Here is a 17,090-nt window from a genome sequence, read left to right on the forward strand (position 1 = left end):
GGCTTGGTTCAATTTTTGAACAAACCTACACTGGCGGCATGACGACCCGCTGGCTCAGTCCCGAGGAGCAGCGCGCCTGGCGCGCCTACATCGCCGCCTCCCGCCTCCTGGAGGACGCGATCGACCGGCAGCTCCAGCAGGACGGCGGCATGCCGCACCTGTTCTACTCCGTGCTGGCCAACCTCTCCGACGCCCCGGGCCGGCGGCTGCGCATGACCGATCTCGCCGAGAGCCTGAAGATCACCCGCAGCCGGCTGACGTACGTCGTGAACCGGCTGGAGCGGGACGGCCTGGTGCGCCGGGAGAACTGCGCCGAGGACAAGCGCGCCTCGCTCGCGGTGCTGACGGAGGCGGGGACGGCCGTACTGGAGCGGACGGCGCCCGGACACGTCGAGACGGTCCGCACGCTGCTGTTCGACCGGCTCACCGCGGAGCAGGTGGGGCAGCTGGAGGCGATCTGCACGGGGATCGCGCACGGGCTGCAGGGCGAGGGGGCCACGGCCGGGGCGGACGACGTCCCCTGGCGGCGCCGCTCGTCCTGCTCCTGATTGCTTTGCAGCATGGGATAGGGTCCCCGCGAACCATTGCTTCAAATCTGAAGCATCTGTCCCGGAGGGATCCGCATGCCCGACCTGCCCGCCGCCACCCCGCGCGCCCGCGTCCGGGTACCGCTGCGCTTCGCCGACGGCTACGGCGCCGACGCGGAACTCGTCACCTTCCACGGCCTCACCGACGGCCGGGAGCACCTCGCCCTCGTCCTGGGCGAGCCCGGCCCGGTCCCGCTGGTGCGGCTGCACTCCGAGTGCCTGACCGGTGACGTCTTCGGCTCGGCCCGCTGCGACTGCGGCCCGCAGCTGCGCGAGGCGGTCGAGCTGATCGCCGGTCGCGGCGGGATCCTGCTGTACCTCCGCCAGGAGGGCCGGGGCATCGGCCTCTACAACGAGCTCGACGCGTACGCCCTCCAGGACGGCGGGCTCGACACCTACGAGGCCAATGCCGCCCTCGGCCTCCCGGAGGACGCCCGCGACTACACGGCCGCCGCCCAGATGCTCACCGCCCTCGGCGTCACCGAGCTGGACCTGCTGTCCAACAACCCCGACAAGGCCGGCCAGTTGCGCGCGCTGGGCCTCACCGTCCGGGACCGGGTGCCCACCGGCGTCTTCACCACCGCCCACAACATCCGCTACCTGCGCGCCAAGGCCCTCCAGACCCGGCACACCCTGCCCCTGCCCGAACCGACGGAGGCGACGGCGGGCTGAGGGGGCGGCGGGGGCGGTTGCGGCAGAACCGGCGGATCAGAGGGCCACACCGGGCAAAAACATCAGCAGACCGGTGAGTCCAGCCAGGGCCGGTCCGAGCCGAGGGGGTGTGCGGCGGTGCCCGTCGGCAGCAGGCGTGCCGCGAGGACCAGAGGTGCGTAGACCGCAACGAGATCGCCCGCACCCTCAAGGAGAATACGGCCCCTGTTTGTGCCCCTGCCTCCTTTCCTCCGTGACAGTTCGACGGCACACCAATCTCCTCCTCCTTAAGGTCGCACGCTTACGACGGTGCTCCCAGAAGGCAACCCACCACATGTAGAGGTCACGCGAATCCTTTGGGAGCACAGTGCGGGCAAAACCCAGCACAAAGAATGGAAGAATCAGGAGGAAAGCAGCCCACCACGGCATTTCAGCAAGAGCACTTTGAAAGATCTCAAGCACGTCGATAACTCTCTACGCGAAGGCGAATTGTGGACCCGTACTCAAAGACACCACTAAATGTGAATCTTGAGGACCGAATCGTCGAGAGTCACGTCGTACACCCTCTTGCTTTTCACAAGCCTCGCTCCAGAAATACCGACCACAGGGTCGGTCAGCGCTGCCGCGACGTCTTCCGGATAGGGAAGCCCTGTCCATCGAGCCTCCCATTCATCACCTGCCCCCCAAAGCCTGCGCTGCGGATCCGAAACGCCATCGCGGCCCCTGCCGTCATCACGTCGTCGCAACGGGTCCCAATACCAGTTACCCGTAGTCCACCGCCCCTTGGGGTCAGTCATCGACATACGGGCAGCCATGCCAGCCAACAGGATCTGGGCTGCGCCATCCATCGGCGGAACGTCGGCAAGCTGCCGTTCTTCTACTGAGTCCAGTGGATCTTCAAGCGTGCGAAAATTGAAGTGCGCATTTTCTCGCACTCCCTGCGATTTTCCATCCAGCCGGCTCGTGACTACCAGTTGCGCCCCTGTGGGGACATGCTCCAATGCATACGTCCGGTAGTCCAGGACAGTCCGCAATCGCATTCCCGGAAGCCTTGGGATGCTTCCACCATGTGGCACCAGATACCTAGTGACGTTATCCGGGGCATCGCTGATAAACACCAGCCGGTTCCATCGGGGCGACACCGTAATCGTGTACCAGGTAAGAGTGCTCAACAACCATTCGGCCGGAGGCGCACCGCCCTCACCGCGGTTAAATAGACCGAGAGCAAGCAAAGCGTTCATCTTGCGCTGCCCCGGCCCACACGAATCCAACCCATGGGTGCGATCGTTCGAAATACCAGAAAGCGCAGCTTCGTAAATCTCACCCGAATATGCCTTGCGCGCGTGTGCAGCTCGCTTCTTTGCAGAATTTGGCACGCCAATACCTCACTCACCGCACCGGTCGGCGTTTGAGTGGACGCCAAAAAATCTGCCTACTGCACCACTTTCACAGAGTGAGTGCACATACACCCGCGAGACGACGCTTGTGGCCGGTGTCCACACGTCGGAGCTCCTGAGCCTCTGCGCTCAGGTTAGACAAGTCAACCCTGTGAGCGTAGCGACTGCAGCCGGGCTTCGCAGCCAACTCCTGGTTTTCCTTAACTCCGCACCCGATCCGCCTCTGCGCCGCCGAACGCGAGGATGGCAGCGACGATGTCGACCTGCACCCGGCACGGGACGGAATCGGTACGTCGTCTCGCTCGTCGTTGCCCTGGCGCTCGCCGTCCGGAGCCCTCTCTCGGGGCGCGCATACGCCAGGTACGTCGCCGAGCTGACCGGGTCGATGCGGCAGAGCGGCAACGAGCCGCCGTCCCCGAAGCGCTGGTTGACGGGCCGGGACGCGAAATCCAACGCACCCACTGAACTGGGGTGTTGCAACGACCACTAGAACGGAAACTGCGGGGGGATGGGGCGTTTCGTCGTGCCCGGTACCCTGCCCGCATGATTCGCGCTGTGATCTTCGACGTCGGCGAGACTCTCGTCCGTGACGATCGCTACTGGGCATCGTGGGCCGACTGGCTGGACGTCCCCCGGCACACGCTGTCCGCGCTCGTCGGGGCCGTCGTCGCGCAGGGCCGTGACAACGCCGACGCCCTCCGCCTCGTCCGACCCGGCATCGATGTCGCAGCCGAGTACCGGGCACGGGAAGCCGCCGGCCGCGGCGAGCACTTGGACGACAGCGACCTGTACGACGATGTCCGTCCCGCCCTGGCCGAGCTGCGCCGGCTCGGCGTCCGGGTCGTCATCGCCGGGAACCAGACCGCTCGCGTGGGTGAATTGCTGCGCGCCCTCGACCTGCCGGCCGATGTGGTCGCGACGTCCGGAGAGTGGGGGGTGGCCAAGCCACAGCCCGAGTTCTTCCAGCGGGCCGTCGAGTGCGGACAGGCACCACCCGGTGAAACGCTGTACGTCGGTGACCACCCGGCCAACGACACTGTGCCCGCCGCGGCGGCCGGCCTACGCACTGCTCACCTGCGCCGCGGTCCGTGGGGTCACCTCTGGGCCGCGGACCCGGACGCCGTGGCGGCCGCGGACTGGCGAATCGACCGCCTCACGGAACTCCCGGCGCTCATTGCCCAGTAGGCGCCCTCACTCTGTCACGGCGCCGCTACTGTCCGGGGTGGACGTACCGAACGGAGCCCGTATGCCCACCCCCACCGCCATCGAGGTCGGCCACCGCATCGCCACCATCCGCCGTACCCGCCGGATGACCCAAGCCGACCTTGCGCGCGCCGCCTTCGTCTCCCTGGCCACCGTCAAGGCCATCGAGCGCGGTGCCCGCTCCCCCGGTGACGACACCCTCGATTCGATCGCCGCAGCGCTCGCCGTCGACCCGGGCCGCATCATCACCGGCAGTACGCGCACCGACAGCCGGGTGCACGCCTCCATCCCTGCCATCTCCGCCGCGATCGCCGCCTACGACATTCCCCCCGACGTCCCGCCGCTCCCGCTGCACCAACTCGCGACGGCCGTGGCGCACCTGACCGAGTGGAGACTGACCGCGCAGTACGCCCGCATCGCCGAACACGCCCCACAGCTCCTCACCCGCTCTCTGGCCGCGCTGCACCACTGCACCGGCGCCGATCGGCTGCGCGCCGCGCGACTCCTCGCCGCCACCGCCCGGTCAGCGGACGCGGTCGCGTACAAGTTCGGGCACCGGGACCTGTCAGCCAGGCTTGTTGATCTGATGCGGTGGGCAGCAGATCAGACCGAGGACCGCATCACCCAGGCCACCGCCGCCTACGTGCGCACGGAAACGTTCTTCGCCGCGCACGCCCACGCGCAAGGGCTTGCCGCGCTGGAACGCGCCATCGACACCGGCCCCAGCCCGATCGGCCGGGCCACGGCCGCTGCTCGGGGCGCCCTGCATATGCGGGCGGCCGTCATCGCCGGTCGCGCCGGGAATCCGGACGCCGCAGAGCACCACCTTGCCGAGGCGCGCCGACTCAGCACCACCTTGCCCGAGGACTCGTACGACGGCACCCGGTTCGGACCCGACTCAGTAAAGGCGCACGAGGTGTCCGTCGCGGTCAGCCTCGGCCGCGATCACATCCAGACAGCCCTGAGCGTCGCCGAGGAGTGGACCCCGCCGGACTCCATGCCGGCCGAACGCCGGTCCGGGTTCTGGATCGAGCTGGCGCGAGCGCAGGTGTGGGCGGGCCGCCCGGACGACGCGTTCGAGTCGCTGAAGGTCGCCCGATTCATCGCACCGCAGCACACCCGCGAACACCCGTGGGCCCGCGAGGCTGCGGCCACGATCCGTCGGCTGAAGCGCGCGGACGCCGAATCGCTGACCGCATTCACCGAGTGGATCGGCGCCATCTGAGGGGATACACGCTGTATCCCTTGTGGCTCTTGTCCCGGCCCATGATCTGCCTGTCGGAAAGAGACGGCAGATGGAGGCCAGGATGCGACGATGCAGCGAGCAGCTGCTCCAAGTCGTTGGACCCGTCAGTACGGCCCGGCTCCACGGCCGAGCCTGCTGGTACTGCGGCGCGGTCGCGCGAGGGATGTATGCAGCGGAGCGGGTGCAGCGAAGCCCCGGCCAGCGAGTGTGGACCGTCATGTCGTGTGGCTGTCACCAGAAGCCGAAGGTCGCGGTCGTCACGGCGCTCGCCGGCGAGGAGCGGGTCCAGTGACCCCTTCCACACCGCGACCGCACACTCCGCCGCAGGTCCGCGTACTGCCCCGGCAGGCGTGTACCGTCCCGGACGCGCGGCACTTCGTGGTCGACGTCCTCAAGGACTGGGGCCTGCTCGGCGTACTGGACGATGCCGCGACCGTCGTGACCGAGCTGGTGACCAACGCGGTCCGGCACACCGAGACGCCGACCGTCCGGGTCATCGTGCGCCAGATGCCGCCGGACGCCGTACGGCTCATCGTCATCGACAAGAGCCCTGACGCCTGGCCCGCCCTCCAGTCTGCGACCCCTCTCGACACCGCCGGGCGCGGCCTGGCAGTCGTGGACGCCGTCACCAAGGGCTGGGGCTGCACCCGCTGGCCCTGGGAAAAGCAGGTGTGGGCCGACCTGAAAGCCCCCACGGAGGACCGGGCATGACCGCCCCCTCAAGGACCCTGTCCCGCATCCCCGCAGGCCTCCGCCCGCTGCTCCCCCTGCCATCCCTGAACGGTCTCCCCGACGCCAAGGCGCGCGGGGCCGAGTGCGCCTGGTGCGGCAAGCGGCTGTCCATCGCCACCGCCGTGGATCTCGGTGAGCGCCCGAGTCCGGGCGGCATCACCCTGTTCCCGCGCGGCTGCCGCCCGTGCACCCTGCGGGCCACGGCCCAGGCGTACGTCGCCCATCCCGGCCCCTGCCCACAGTGCGTCTACGACCTGAAGCCCTGCCCGGTCATGGACGCTCTCAGGGCGCTGGTCCTGGAGCTGCCCCGATGACTGTGCAGGTGCCAGAGGTGCTCTACGACGTGCACGAGCGTGTTTCCTGGTACGAGGTCCCCCGGCCGCTGCCCGCGCCAGCCGTGGCCGGCGAGGCATGCGTCTGGTGCACCCGCCCGGCGGACGCCACCACCGTGCAATTGGCCCCCTCAGCAACTCGTCCCCGCCTGGCCTGCCTGCGCTGCTACACGGCCCGGCTCGCCTGGTACCTCACCTGGGCGGACTGGCACACCCACTTCACGGCCTGCACCACCTGCAGGCAGCGCCGCACCTGCTACGCCGGCCACGGACACCGCCTCCTGCACGAACAGACCGCACAGGCCATCGGCAAGACACCCGAGTGCCTCCTGTGCCCCGCCCCGCTGCTGCCGACACAACCGGTCGCCCCCCTGTGCTGGGAGGGCACCACCCGATTCAACGCCGGGTATGCCCACCTCCGGTGCCTGACAGGACGAGCGAACACCCGATGACCGTCACCAGCCCCGTCCGCCCCGTCCAATACTGGGACGGCACCCCGGTCCCGTTCATCACCGCCTGGACCAGGGAACGCATCCCACCCCAGCCCCTGGCCAAAGCCCGGCACCCCGGAGGAACGAAACTGGGCCTTCAGGGCGAGACGGACATCGAGCGGCACTACGGCGTGCCCTGGATGCGCATGCCGGCCACCCGCGGCGGCCGGCCCCGGCACGGAACCGTCCACGCCCTGCGCCAGCGCCAGGCGATGAGCCGCCTGCTCTGCCAGCTCTGCGGCGGACCCACCACCGGGACCCGGAAAGACGCACGCACACTCTTCCTCGCAGCCGGCGCCCGCCACCCCCTCCACGACGGAGAAGTGACGACGTCTCCACCCGTGCACGCCGTCTGCGCCCGCCTCGCCGTCGAACACTGCCCGCCCCTCGGCCACCGGGGCTGGACGGCGGCCCTCGTGGAGCACACACCCGTCTGGGGAGTCGCCGGAACGCTCCACGACCCCCTCACCCTCCAACGAGCACCCGCGCCCGAAGACGGCGAGGGACTGCACCGCATCGCGTTCACCGACACCAGACGCATCCACTGGACCCTCGCCGCCCGCCTCGCCATCACCCTCCAAGGCGTCACCCCCGTCACCGACCTCGACGCCCTGACCAACGAGGAAACCGACGCCACCCGAGCCTCCCGACGAACTCCGTGCCCGGCAGCGCCGCCGACCGCGCCGGGCACGGCCTGACCTGCCGACGGAAAGGCTGCCCCTCGGGCCGGCACACGGTCGTGAACGCTGAGCGAAACGGACAGGACCCCAGCTCGTTTCCGCACTGAGCTGGGGTCCCGCACGTAGGCCCTGTGGGACTCGAACCCACAACCAATGGATTAAAAGTCCACTGCTCTGCCAATTGAGCTAAGGGCCCGGGCGATGTTGCTTGTCCGAGCATAGCCGGACGGGGCCGTGTCGCCGATCGGGTATCGGGGACACGGCCGCGTCGCGGGGCGCGGGAGGGGCGTGATGGTCACTTTTCGGCCGGTGTGGGGGCCGGGTCGCCGGACAGGAACCAGTGGCGCGCCGAGGCCAGCCACCAGACCGCCGCGAAGCCGAGGACGGCCAGGACGGCCACCGGCGCGTAGTTGAAGGTCCGCCAGGTGACCGGGGAGACCTGCGGCAGCATGAACAGGACCGTGATCACCAGCACCCACGTCACCGCCACCACCCCGATCACCCCGGACCAGCGGCCCAGGTGCCAGGGGCCGCGGTCGAACGCGGCCCCCTTGCGGACCCGCAGGAAGGTCGGGATGACGTAGGCGATGTACAGGCCGATCACCGCGATCGAGGTCACCGCCGCGTAGGCCGTCGTGTTGATCAGGTAGGGCAGGCCGAGGGCCAGCGCGCCGAGGGCGGCCAGCCAGACCGCCGCGACGGGGGTGCGGGTGCGCGGGCCGACCGTGTGCCACACGCGGGAGAAGGGCAGCGCGCCGTCCCGGGAAAAGGCGTAGATCATGCGGCTGTTGGCGGTGACGGAGGCCATCCCGCAGAAGAGCTGGGCGCCGATCACCACCAGCAGGAGCAGCTTGCCGGCCGTGGCGCCGAGGGCGTCCAGGAGGATCTGGGCGGGCGGGGCGCCGGTGGGGGAGGCGAGTTCCGCGTCGTAGGACTGGATGGCGAAGGTGAAGCCCAGCAGGAGCACGAAGCCGGCGATCCAGGACGTCCAGATCGAGCGGACGATGCCCTTCGGGCCCGCGGTGGCCGCGTTCCGGGTCTCCTCGGTCATATGGGCGGAGGCGTCGTAGCCGGTGAAGGTGTACTGGGCCATCAGCAGTCCCAGCAGGACCACGTACGGGCCGCTGCCCCAGCCCGTCTCGTTGACGAAGTGCGTGAAGACGAAGGACGCCGGCTGGTGGTGGTCGGGGACCAGTGCGAGCGCGCCGGTGATCACCGCGACTCCGAGGACGTGCCACCACACGCTCACGCCGTTCAGGAACGCCACGATCCGCACGCCGAAGGTGTTCAGCAGGCCGTGCAGGACGAGGATCGCCGCGAACAGTGCCACCGTACGGCCCGGGGTCACCTCGAAGCCGGTCTGGAGGTTCAGATAGGCGCCCAGGAAGGAGGCCGCGCCGAAATCGACGCCCGCGGTCACCGCCACCTGGCCCAGCACGTTGAACCAGCCCGTGAACCACGCCCAGGCCGCCGCCGAGCGCGCCGGCGCCAGCCGGTGGGCCCAGAAGTACAGGCCCGCCGAGGTCGGGTACGCCGAGCAGATCTCGGCCATGGACAGGCCCACGAACAGCGTCATCAGGCCGACCGCGGCCCAGCCCCAGGTGATCACGGCGGGGCCGCCCGTGGTCATGCCGAAGAGGTAGAGGGTCAGACAGCCGGAGAGGACCGAGATGATCGTGAAGGAGACGGCGTAGTTCGAGAACGCCGACATCCGGCGCGCGAGGACCTGGGTGTAGCCGAGCTGCGCCAGCCGTTCCTCGTCCGACGGGCCGGGCGCCGCCCGCGGTCCTGTCACCCGCGCGTCATCTGTCATGCCTCCAGCAATTCCCTGCCCGGTGATGTGATATGCGCCACTGGGCGGGAACGCGGAAGGGCCCGTACGACCGGTGTCGTACGGGCCCTTCCCTCACCTCACGGGGTGTCAGCCGTTGCGCTTCCAGCGCGGCTTGTCCTCGCGGCGGCCGAAGGAGCCGCCGGTGCCGCGGTGGTCGTCACGACGGCCGTAGGGGCGGTCGTGGCCACCGGAGCGGAAGCCCGGGCGGTCGTCACGGCGGTCGCGGTTGAACGGACGGTCGCTGCCCCGGTGGCCGCTCCGCTCGTCACGGCGGAAGCCACCGCGCTCCTCGCGGCGGAAGCCGCCCCGGTCGTCACGACGGTCGTCGCGACGCTCGAAGCCACGGCCGCCACGGTCGTCACGGCGCTCGAACGGACGGCGCTCGCCCCGGTCGTCCCGGCGGTCGTCACGGCGCTCGAAGCCACGGCCACCACGGTCGTCACGGCGGTCGTCGCGACGCTCGAAGCCACGGCCACCGCGGTCGTCACGGCGCTCGAACCCACGGTCACGGTCACGGTCGAACGGACGACGGTCGCCCCGGTCGCCCCGGTCGTCGCGACGCTCGAAGCCACGGCCACCGCGGTCGTCACGGCGCTCGAACCCACGGTCACGGTCACGGTCGAACGGACGGCGCTCGCCCCGGTCGTCCCGGCGGTCGTCGCGACGCTCGAAGCCGCGCCGCTCCCGGCGCTCGTACGGCGCCGCCGCCGGGCGCTCCTCGCGCTCGGTCTCGCGCTCGGCCGGCTCCTCGGCCACGGCGAGCTGCTCCGCCGCCGTCGCCTGGGCCTCGGCCACCGCCGTCTCCGGGTCCTCGCCGCGCTCGCGGGCGACCCGGGCGACCAGCCGGTCGGCCTCCTCGCGCAGCTCGGCCGCGCGGCGCTGGGCGCGCTCCAGCTGCTTGGTGAGCTGGGCGACCTCGCGCTCGGCCTGCTGGGCGGCGTTTCCGGCCGACTCGGCCTGGACCTCGGTCATGGAGCGGGCGCCGGTGATCTCGGCGACCTCCGGTTCGAAGGCGGCGCCGCCCTGGATGATGTGGCGGGCCGCGTCGACGCCGGCGTCCTCCATCAGGCGGAAGATCTGGCGCCGCTGGTGCGGCAGGGAGAGCGAGACGACCGTGCCGGTACGGCCCGCGCGGGCGGTACGGCCGGCCCGGTGCAGGTAGTCCTTGTGGTCGCCGGCCGGGTCCACGTTCAGGACCAGGTCGATGCCGTCGACGTGGATGCCGCGGGCGGCGACGTCGGTGGCGACGAGCACGTTCACGTACCCGTCCTTGAAGTCCGCGAGGGTCCGGGTCCGGGCGCCCTGGGTCATGCCGCCGTGCAGCGCGTCGGCCTTCACCCCGGCGTCGCGCAGCTGCTCGGCGACGCGGTCGGCGCCCAGCTGGGTGCGGACGAAGATGATCGTGCGGCCCTTGCGGGAGGCGATCGCGGCGGTGACCGGCGCCTTGTCCTTGGGCTTCACGATGAGGATGTGGTGCGACATGGTCGTCACCGCGCCCTGGGCCGCGTCCACCTCGTGCAGGACGGGCTCGTTCAGGTAGCGGTCGACCAGGGTCTTGATCTCGTTCTCCATCGTGGCGGAGAAGAGCATGCGCTGGCCGTCGGCCGGCACCTGGTCGAGCAGCTCGGTGACCTCGGGCAGGAAGCCCAGGTCGGACATCTGGTCGGCCTCGTCGAGGACGGCGATCCGCACGTCCTCCAGGGAGCAGGCGCCGCGGTTGATGATGTCGCGCAGCCGGCCGGGGGTGGCGACGAGGACGTCGACACCGCGCTCCAGGGCGTAGATCTGGTTGCCCATGGAGGTGCCGCCGCAGACGACCTTCATCTTCAGGCCGAGGACGTCGCCGTAGGGCTGGAGAGCGTCGGCGACCTGCATGGCCAGCTCGCGGGTCGGGGTGAGGATGACCGCGCGGGGCCGCTTCTTCTCGGTGCGGCCGCCGGCCAGCAGGGCCAGGGTCGGCAGACCGAAGGAGAGGGTCTTGCCGGAGCCGGTGCGGCCACGGCCGAGGATGTCCTTGCCGGCCAGGGCGTCCGGGATGGTCGCGGCCTGGATCGGGAAGGGGGTCGTCACGCCGTTCTGCGCGAGCTTGCGCACGATGCCCTCGGGGAGGCCGAGGTCGGCGAAGGTGGTCTGGGGGGTGGTGTCAGCGGCCTCGGGGGCCTCGGTGACCTCGTTCGTCACGTCGAGTTCGTTCTCGTTCTCGGACATGACGATCTGGTCGGTACTGGACACGGACATGCGAATGCGAAACCTTCCGGAGTCTCGTCGGCACGCGCCCGTCAACTCCGTGATTCGCTCACGACCGCCTCGATGCGGTCCGCCACGGCAAAGGAGAGTACGCGCCACACGGCGCGCTCTGTGGTGGCGCCGGGCAAATGGGATCAAACGATCTACCACCATACGCACCCACCACCCCTGAAGGCAAACCTGGCGGCATAGACCCACGTCACAGTGGTCCGGCCGGCGCCGGTGCTGGGGGGAGGAGTCACACGGCCGCGCCCGCCGCGGGCGCCGGCTCGCGCTGGACGAGCTGGGGCCCGGGTTCCTCGTGCGCCGAGGAGGACGGCTCGGCCGACGGCGGCTCGGTGACCGGCGGCGGCTCCGTGGTGGCCGGCGGCGGGGGCGGGGCGGAGCTGGCCGGGGGCGTGGGCGGGGCCTTGGTCGGCGCCGGGCCGCCGGGCGCGTCGGTCTCCCCGGGCTCCTCCGGCTCGCCCCGGTTCCCCGGCCTCTCCGGTGCGTCCGAGGGGCTGTCCCCGCCCGACGGGGCGGGCGGGGCCGAGCCGGGCTCCCCCGGCTTCGCCTTGCCGCCGTGGCCGTGGGTGCCGTCGGCCGCCCCGCCCGCCTCGACGGATCCGTCCACGCCCGGGGCCGGGCCGCCGTCGGGTGCCTCGCCGCCGGGCTGTCCCGCCGAGTGGGAGGGGCGGGCCCGGTCCGCGCCGTGGCCCACGTTCACACAGCCGGCGACGGCGGTGACGGCCAGTACGGTGGCGGCCAGACGGACGGGTACGTACAAGGGGCGCACGGCGGCCACCTCCGGGGGCGGGGGACGGAGTCAACCTCCCCAACTCCCGCCGCCCGCAAGAGGACACGCGCACGCCCCGGGCGCACGGCGGCACCCACCGCCCCACGTTCACCCGTGCCGGGCGCCCCGTTCGGCCGTACCCGTCCGGGCACCGGCACCGGGCGCCGCGCACCCGGGGCCGGCCGCGGCAGCCGTCCCGCTCACCCGTACCCGAGGGCGTGCAGCCGGTCGTCGTCGATGCCGAAGTGGTGGGCGATCTCGTGCACCACCGTCACCTCGGTCTCCGCGATCACGTCCTCCCGGCTGGCGCACATCCTGAGCGTCGGCCCTCGGTAGACGGTGATCCGGTCCGGCAGGACCCCCGCGTACCACTCGCCCCGCTCGGTCAGCGGTGTCCCCTCGTAGAGCCCGAGCAGCTCGGGATCGTCGGCGGGCGGTTCGTCCTCGACGAACACCGCGACGTTGTCCATCAGCCGCGTCAGCTCCGGCGGGATCCGGTCCAGCGCCTCGGCGACCAGTTCCTCGAACTCCTCGCGCGTCATCTCCAGCACACGGCCATTGTCCGCGAACGGCGTCGCATATCCACCCCTTGACGTGGGCATACGGCACCAATGGCCCGCGTCCCCCTCGCAGCCCTGAGCACCATGCGCCACCGGATGCCGCACCGCGCACGACCCCGCCCCCTCCCCCCGCCCGAACTCGCCGCCCGCCCCCGCCCCTGGGCACGCGCCCTCGGCCTGACCGCCGTGGTGCTCGCCGGCGCCTGGCTGGGCCTGCTGGTCGCCGGCACGGCCCGGGTCCCGGTCGGCCCGATGGACACGACGATGGCGCTGCGGCCCTCCCTCACCGGCGGCACCAGGATCGACGTGTCCCCGCTGGGCTCGCTCTCCCTGGACAGCCACGCGGCCCCGGTCCGTCTGGACGTGAACGTCCAACGGCTGGACCCGCCGCGCGCCCAGGCGCTGGTCGACCATCCGGAACGGATCTCCGGGCTCCAGGACGAGGTCGTCCGGGACGTCGGGCACGGCACGCGGGACCTGGCCGTGCGCTCCTGCGTCGCCGTGGTCTGCGGGGCCACCGCCCTGGGTCTCGCCGTCTACCGCCGCCCGCGCCGGGCCCTGGCCGCCGGCGGGCTGGCCCTGGTGCTGCTGGCCGCCTCGGGCGCGTCGGCGTACGCCACCTGGAACCCGAAGTCGGTCCTGGAGCCGAGGTTCTCCGGGCTGCTCGCCTCGGCCCCGTCCGTGGTCGGCAACGCACGCAGCATCGTCACGGAGTTCGACGTCTACCAGAAGGAGCTGGCGCGCCTGGTGACGAACGTGACGAAGCTGTACGACGCCACGTCCACCCTTCCGGCCTACCGCCCCGACCCGTCCACCATCCGGGTCCTGCACGTGTCGGACATCCATCTGAACCCGGCGAGCTGGAAGATCATCGGCTCGCTGGTGAAGCAGTACCAGGTGAACGTGATCGTCGACTCCGGGGACACGATGGACCACGGCACGGCGGCGGAGAACGGCTTCCTGGACCCGATCGGGGACCTGGGCGTGCCCTACGTCTGGGTGCGCGGCAACCACGACTCCCGGACCACCCAGCGCTATCTGGAGCGCGTGCGGAACGTGCGCGTGCTGGACGAGGGCCGGGCCGTGACGGTGGCGGGCCTGCGGTTCGCGGGCACCGGTGATCCGCAATTCACCCCCGACCGCTCGGCGGTGCCCGGTGGCGAGGCGGCCGAACGGCTGGCGGGTGCCCGGCTGGCCAGCGCCCTGCGCGACCAGCGGGCGGCCGGCACCCCCGTGGACGTGGCGGTCGCGCACGAGCCGACCGCCGCCGAGGAGACGGACGGCGTGGTCCCCCTGGTGCTCTGCGGGCACCTGCACCACGAGGGCACGCGGCTGCTGCCGTACGGCACCCGGCTGCGCAGGGAGGGCTCGACCGGCGGCGGCGGGCTGCGGGCCGTGGAGCACGAGCACCCCGCCCCGATCGAGGCCTCGGTCCTCTACTTCGACCGGGACAGCCGCCGGCTCCAGGCCTGGGACGCCATCGAACTGGGTGGGCTGGGCCTGACGACCGCCGAGGTCAGCCGCCACCTGGTGGACGAGAACCAGCCCGGCGCCACCGGTGCCTCGCGGTCCCCTTCACCCACCCCTCCCAGCGCCCTGCCGTAAAGCGTTTTGGCGATACCGCTCGCCATCCCATATGCTTCTCACGTCCCCGACGCGCTGAGAAGCGCCCAGGCGGGCCGATAGCCCTCATCGTCTAGCGGCCTAGGACGCCGCCCTTTCAAGGCGGTAGCACGGGTTCGAATCCCGTTGGGGGCACGCAATACCGTGTGCGACACTGTTGCACACACGCTTGGTCCTGTGGAGCAGTTTGGAGTGCTCGCCACCCTGTCAAGGTGGAGGCCGCGGGTTCAAATCCCGTCAGGACCGCTGGTGTTTCACGTGAAACACCGTGGCTGGGTAGCTCAGTTGGTACGAGCGTCCGCCTGAAAAGCGGAAGGTCGCCGGTTCGACCCCGGCCCCAGCCACAGCCGCCCTGACCAGGGCAGAGCCCCTCTTCGTTCACGGAGAGGGGCTCTTTCGTACCCGCCCTGCCCACCGGTACGCCCACGGAGCCCGCCACGGTGAAGGCCTTACCGAGCATCGATCCGACGCCGCCGCCCGACCGGTATCCCGAGCGGGTCTGGTACACCTCCTACGGCTCCAACACCCACCTGGACCGTCTCGCCGCCTACATCAAGGGCGGCCGGCCGCCCGGCGCGGTCCGGGACTATCCCGGATGCCGCGACCCCGCCATGCCGGTCCGGTCCATCCCCCTGGAACTGACCGGCGCGATGTACTTCGCCACCGAGTCCGCCGTCTGGGGCGGCGGGCGCGCCTTCTACGATCCGGAGGCGGACGGGCGGGTGCTGGCCCGGGCGCACCTGGTGACCAGCGGGCAGTTCGCCGACATCGCGGCGCAGGAGATGTACCGGGGGCCCGACGGGGACCTGGACCTGGTGGAGGTGCTCACGCGAGGGCGTGCCGTCCTCGGCGAGGGGCGCTACGAAACCCTGGTGTGCGCCGGTCAGGTGGACGGCCTGCCGGTGCTGACCTTCACCGCGCCGTGGGGCGTGAACGACGTGCCGTGGGTCGCCCCGTCCGCCGCCTACGTCCGCTTCCTGGCCGCGGGCCTGCTCTCCGCCGGGGCCTGGGACACCGACGCGGTCGCCTCCTACGTCGCCTCCTGCCCCGGCGCCGACGGCCACTGGTCGCCCGGGGCCGTCGCCGCCCTCCTCGCCGGCGGCCCGGGAGGGCCCCCGCCTCCCGGGGGCCACTGACCGGGACCGGCCCCGGCCGGACGCGCGGTGACCGCCTTGGCACCGCGCCCGGTCGGCGCTACGTTCGGCCTCACCGCGCGAGGTGCGCGGGGGCGGGGGGAGCGCATGAGCCGGAACGAGGGCAGAGCCGGGCGGGACACCGACCTGGAGAAGGTCCGGGCACGGTACGGGCTGTTCGCGGTGGTCGTCAGCAATCTCGCGATCGCCACGGTCGCGATCGTCGGCGTCTGGCGGCTCGACGGGGACAAGGCGGTGATCGTCGGCGTCCTCACCGGCGCGTTCACCGCCGTCAGCGGCATGACCACGGCCTACCTGGGCATCAAGGCCGTCTCCAACACCGCCAGGTCGATCGCGCTCGGCGAGGGAACGGCCCGCAGGCACGCCGAACCCGCTCCGGCCGCACAGGCCGCCCCGCCCGCCCAGGGCGCCCAGGGCGCCCAGGGCGCCCAGGGCGCCTCCTAGGCCCTCTCCAGGCCCTCCTCGCCGGCCGGCCGGACCGGACGCCCGCCCGGGTGGCGGTGGCGCCAGGTCAGGAACACCGCGCAGGAGACCACCGCCCAGGCCGCCAGCACCAGGAACGGGACGGCGTGCTGGTGGCCCCGGAAGTACACCGCGGTGTGCTGGGCGTTCACCGAGGCGCCGGGCGGCAGCCAGCGGCCGATCGTGCCGAGCAGGGACGGCAGCAGCGGCCAGGAGACGGCACCGCCGGACGACGGGTTGCCCAGCAGCACCATCAGGCCCCAGGTCGGCAGCATGGCCCACCGGCCGAACAGGGTGTTGAACATCGTGAACACCATGCCGGACGTGAACATCGTGAAGGCGAGGATGGCCCACGACTCGACGAACGGCAGCCGGACCGCGCCCAGCCACCAGTCGACCACCGCGCCGATCGTGAACCCGCCGAGCACGGCGTAGGCGACGGTGTAGGCGATCCGCTCCGCCGGGTTCAGCTCCCGCGCGTGCACGCTGAGCTGGATGGCGCCCACGAAGCCGATGATCACGGCGGCCAGGGTGATGTAGAAGATGGCCAGTCCCCGCGGGTCGCCCGGCTGCAGCGGCTTGAGGTCGCGGACCACCACGGTGGTGCCGGTGGCCTTGCCGACCTGCCCCGCCGCCTGCCCGAGCACCTGGGCGACCGTCGCCCCGGACGCCCCGGACACGTCCAGCGAGACCGTCCGGCCGCCGGCGGGCACGTCCAGCACCGCGAACACCTTCTGCTCGTCCACGGCCCGTACCGCGTCCCGCCGGCTGCCGTACGGGTGCAGCCGCATCGAGGCGTCCAGCGCCTCCTCCATGCCGTCGATGAAGCGCCGGGCGGCCGGCTCGTCGTAGCGGCCGGTGACCGCCGTCGGGATGCCGTGCGGGGTCGGGTTGGCCATGGCGTACGTGTACGAGCCGGCGAAGAGGCCGGCCGCGGCGGCGAGGATGAGGACGAGGACCGTGGCGGGCAGGAAAGGAGATGCCTTGAACGCCGCCCAGCGTTGCTTATCGGGCATAACGGCTACTTTGGCAGCTTGTCGTGCGGGGTGCCTGTCGGTGACCGGGGGCGCCGGGCCGCCCCCGGTCAAATCGTTCGCGTGTTTTTCGTCCTGGGTG

General features: G+C 71.4%; 17 protein-coding genes and 4 tRNA genes. 14 read left to right on the forward strand and 7 right to left on the reverse strand.

Annotated features, from left to right (window positions below; translation table 11 throughout):
- Positions 1–38: 38 nt before the first annotated feature.
- Together ACZ4W9_RS29490 and ACZ4W9_RS29495 are read left to right on the forward strand one after the other, a co-directional pair.
- Positions 39–548 (forward strand): MarR family winged helix-turn-helix transcriptional regulator, encoded by a 510-nt coding sequence (locus ACZ4W9_RS29490; protein WP_467940921.1) that lies wholly within the window; start codon positions 39–41, stop codon positions 546–548.
- Positions 549–623: 75 nt separating this feature from the next.
- Positions 624–1,259 carry a GTP cyclohydrolase II gene (locus ACZ4W9_RS29495; RefSeq protein WP_467940923.1) on the forward strand — a complete coding sequence of 212 codons (636 nt, stop codon included), beginning with the start codon at positions 624–626 and terminating at the stop codon, positions 1,257–1,259.
- Positions 1,260–1,753: 494 nt separating this feature from the next.
- Here ACZ4W9_RS29495 and ACZ4W9_RS29500 read toward each other — a convergent pair whose 3' ends face one another.
- Positions 1,754–2,614, reverse strand: a complete 861-nt coding sequence (locus tag ACZ4W9_RS29500) for a hypothetical protein (protein ID WP_467940925.1) — start codon at positions 2,612–2,614, stop codon at positions 1,754–1,756.
- Between the two features lie 564 nt (positions 2,615–3,178).
- Here ACZ4W9_RS29500 and ACZ4W9_RS29505 point away from each other — a divergent pair.
- The 6 genes from ACZ4W9_RS29505 to ACZ4W9_RS29530 all read left to right on the forward strand — a co-directional run bounded on the left by ACZ4W9_RS29505 (position 3,179) and on the right by ACZ4W9_RS29530 (position 7,337).
- Positions 3,179–3,820 carry an HAD family hydrolase gene (locus ACZ4W9_RS29505; protein ID WP_467940927.1) on the forward strand — a complete coding sequence of 214 codons (642 nt, stop codon included), beginning with the start codon at positions 3,179–3,181 and terminating at the stop codon, positions 3,818–3,820.
- A gap of 61 nt (positions 3,821–3,881) precedes the next feature.
- Positions 3,882–5,063 carry a helix-turn-helix domain-containing protein gene (locus ACZ4W9_RS29510; RefSeq protein WP_467940929.1) on the forward strand — a complete coding sequence of 394 codons (1,182 nt, stop codon included), beginning with the start codon at positions 3,882–3,884 and terminating at the stop codon, positions 5,061–5,063.
- A 309-nt stretch (positions 5,064–5,372) separates the two neighbouring features.
- Positions 5,373–5,795, forward strand: a complete 423-nt coding sequence (locus tag ACZ4W9_RS29515; protein ID WP_467940931.1) for an ATP-binding protein — start codon at positions 5,373–5,375, stop codon at positions 5,793–5,795.
- Positions 5,792–6,130, forward strand: coding sequence for a hypothetical protein (locus ACZ4W9_RS29520; protein ID WP_467940933.1), 339 nt, complete (start codon positions 5,792–5,794; stop codon positions 6,128–6,130). The genes ACZ4W9_RS29515 and ACZ4W9_RS29520 overlap by 4 nt, the downstream gene beginning before the upstream one ends.
- Complete coding sequence (locus ACZ4W9_RS29525; protein WP_467940935.1) at positions 6,127–6,600, forward strand: hypothetical protein; 474 nt, start codon at positions 6,127–6,129, stop codon at positions 6,598–6,600. The genes ACZ4W9_RS29520 and ACZ4W9_RS29525 overlap by 4 nt, the downstream gene beginning before the upstream one ends.
- Positions 6,597–7,337 (forward strand): hypothetical protein, encoded by a 741-nt coding sequence (locus tag ACZ4W9_RS29530; RefSeq protein ID WP_467940937.1) that lies wholly within the window; start codon positions 6,597–6,599, stop codon positions 7,335–7,337. The genes ACZ4W9_RS29525 and ACZ4W9_RS29530 overlap by 4 nt, the downstream gene beginning before the upstream one ends.
- Before the next feature lie 105 nt (positions 7,338–7,442).
- On the opposite strand, the gene ACZ4W9_RS29535 is transcribed toward ACZ4W9_RS29530, so the two are convergent.
- From ACZ4W9_RS29535 to ACZ4W9_RS29555, 5 genes are all read right to left on the reverse strand, one after another.
- Positions 7,443–7,515 (reverse strand) — tRNA-Lys (locus tag ACZ4W9_RS29535).
- 99 nt (positions 7,516–7,614) lie between these two features.
- On the reverse strand, positions 7,615–9,132 hold the full coding sequence (locus tag ACZ4W9_RS29540) for an amino acid permease (RefSeq protein WP_467940939.1): 1,518 nt from the start codon (positions 9,130–9,132) through the stop codon (positions 7,615–7,617).
- A 108-nt stretch (positions 9,133–9,240) separates the two neighbouring features.
- Positions 9,241–11,391: a DEAD/DEAH box helicase gene (locus tag ACZ4W9_RS29545; protein WP_467940941.1), complete on the reverse strand. Its 2,151-nt coding sequence runs from the start codon at positions 11,389–11,391 to the stop codon at positions 9,241–9,243.
- 247 nt (positions 11,392–11,638) lie between these two features.
- On the reverse strand, positions 11,639–12,175 hold the full coding sequence (locus tag ACZ4W9_RS29550; protein WP_467940943.1) for a hypothetical protein: 537 nt from the start codon (positions 12,173–12,175) through the stop codon (positions 11,639–11,641).
- Between the two features lie 200 nt (positions 12,176–12,375).
- The gene (locus ACZ4W9_RS29555) at positions 12,376–12,726 is read right to left on the reverse strand and encodes a metallopeptidase family protein (protein WP_030619698.1); all 351 of its coding nucleotides are present in this window, start codon (positions 12,724–12,726) and stop codon (positions 12,376–12,378) included.
- Positions 12,727–12,786: 60 nt separating this feature from the next.
- On the opposite strand from ACZ4W9_RS29555, the gene ACZ4W9_RS29560 reads away from it, so the two are divergent.
- The 6 genes from ACZ4W9_RS29560 (at position 12,787) to ACZ4W9_RS29585 (ending at position 15,956) form a co-directional block, all read left to right on the forward strand.
- Positions 12,787–14,340: a metallophosphoesterase gene (locus tag ACZ4W9_RS29560; RefSeq protein WP_467940947.1), complete on the forward strand. Its 1,554-nt coding sequence runs from the start codon at positions 12,787–12,789 to the stop codon at positions 14,338–14,340.
- Positions 14,341–14,420: 80 nt separating this feature from the next.
- Positions 14,421–14,493 (forward strand) — tRNA-Glu (locus tag ACZ4W9_RS29565).
- A 36-nt stretch (positions 14,494–14,529) separates the two neighbouring features.
- Positions 14,530–14,604: transfer RNA gene (locus ACZ4W9_RS29570), tRNA-Asp, on the forward strand.
- Between the two features lie 24 nt (positions 14,605–14,628).
- Positions 14,629–14,702 (forward strand) — tRNA-Phe (locus ACZ4W9_RS29575).
- 96 nt (positions 14,703–14,798) lie between these two features.
- Positions 14,799–15,494 carry a histone deacetylase gene (locus ACZ4W9_RS29580; RefSeq protein WP_467940949.1) on the forward strand — a complete coding sequence of 232 codons (696 nt, stop codon included), beginning with the start codon at positions 14,799–14,801 and terminating at the stop codon, positions 15,492–15,494.
- Between the two features lie 105 nt (positions 15,495–15,599).
- Positions 15,600–15,956, forward strand: coding sequence for a hypothetical protein (locus ACZ4W9_RS29585; protein WP_467940951.1), 357 nt, complete (start codon positions 15,600–15,602; stop codon positions 15,954–15,956).
- Here ACZ4W9_RS29585 and ACZ4W9_RS29590 read toward each other — a convergent pair.
- A complete protein-coding gene (locus ACZ4W9_RS29590; RefSeq protein WP_467940953.1) occupies positions 15,953–16,990 on the reverse strand; it encodes an ABC-2 transporter permease in 1,038 nt (345 codons plus the stop codon). The two genes, ACZ4W9_RS29585 and ACZ4W9_RS29590, sit on opposite strands and share 4 nt — an antisense overlap.
- Positions 16,991–17,090 lie beyond the last annotated feature (100 nt).

It is taken from the genome of Streptomyces sp. NPDC029296, assembly GCF_055569255.1.

Excerpts from the sequence above, each read along its gene's own strand:
- ACZ4W9_RS29545 (WP_467940941.1), bottom strand. The coding sequence starts at position 11,391 with ATGTCCGTGTCCAGTACCGACCAGATCGTCATGTCCGAGAACGAGAAC.
- ACZ4W9_RS29525 (WP_467940935.1), top strand. The coding sequence starts at position 6,127 with ATGACTGTGCAGGTGCCAGAGGTGCTCTACGACGTGCACGAGCGTGTT.
- ACZ4W9_RS29495 (WP_467940923.1), top strand. The coding sequence starts at position 624 with ATGCCCGACCTGCCCGCCGCCACCCCGCGCGCCCGCGTCCGGGTACCG.
- ACZ4W9_RS29585 (WP_467940951.1), top strand. The coding sequence starts at position 15,600 with ATGAGCCGGAACGAGGGCAGAGCCGGGCGGGACACCGACCTGGAGAAG.
- ACZ4W9_RS29490 (WP_467940921.1), top strand. The coding sequence starts at position 39 with ATGACGACCCGCTGGCTCAGTCCCGAGGAGCAGCGCGCCTGGCGCGCC.
- ACZ4W9_RS29520 (WP_467940933.1), top strand. The coding sequence starts at position 5,792 with ATGACCGCCCCCTCAAGGACCCTGTCCCGCATCCCCGCAGGCCTCCGC.
- ACZ4W9_RS29560 (WP_467940947.1), top strand. The coding sequence starts at position 12,787 with ATGGCCCGCGTCCCCCTCGCAGCCCTGAGCACCATGCGCCACCGGATG.
- ACZ4W9_RS29505 (WP_467940927.1), top strand. The coding sequence starts at position 3,179 with ATGATTCGCGCTGTGATCTTCGACGTCGGCGAGACTCTCGTCCGTGAC.
- ACZ4W9_RS29510 (WP_467940929.1), top strand. The coding sequence starts at position 3,882 with ATGCCCACCCCCACCGCCATCGAGGTCGGCCACCGCATCGCCACCATC.
- ACZ4W9_RS29590 (WP_467940953.1), bottom strand. The coding sequence starts at position 16,990 with ATGCCCGATAAGCAACGCTGGGCGGCGTTCAAGGCATCTCCTTTCCTG.
- ACZ4W9_RS29540 (WP_467940939.1), bottom strand. The coding sequence starts at position 9,132 with ATGACAGATGACGCGCGGGTGACAGGACCGCGGGCGGCGCCCGGCCCG.
- ACZ4W9_RS29530 (WP_467940937.1), top strand. The coding sequence starts at position 6,597 with ATGACCGTCACCAGCCCCGTCCGCCCCGTCCAATACTGGGACGGCACC.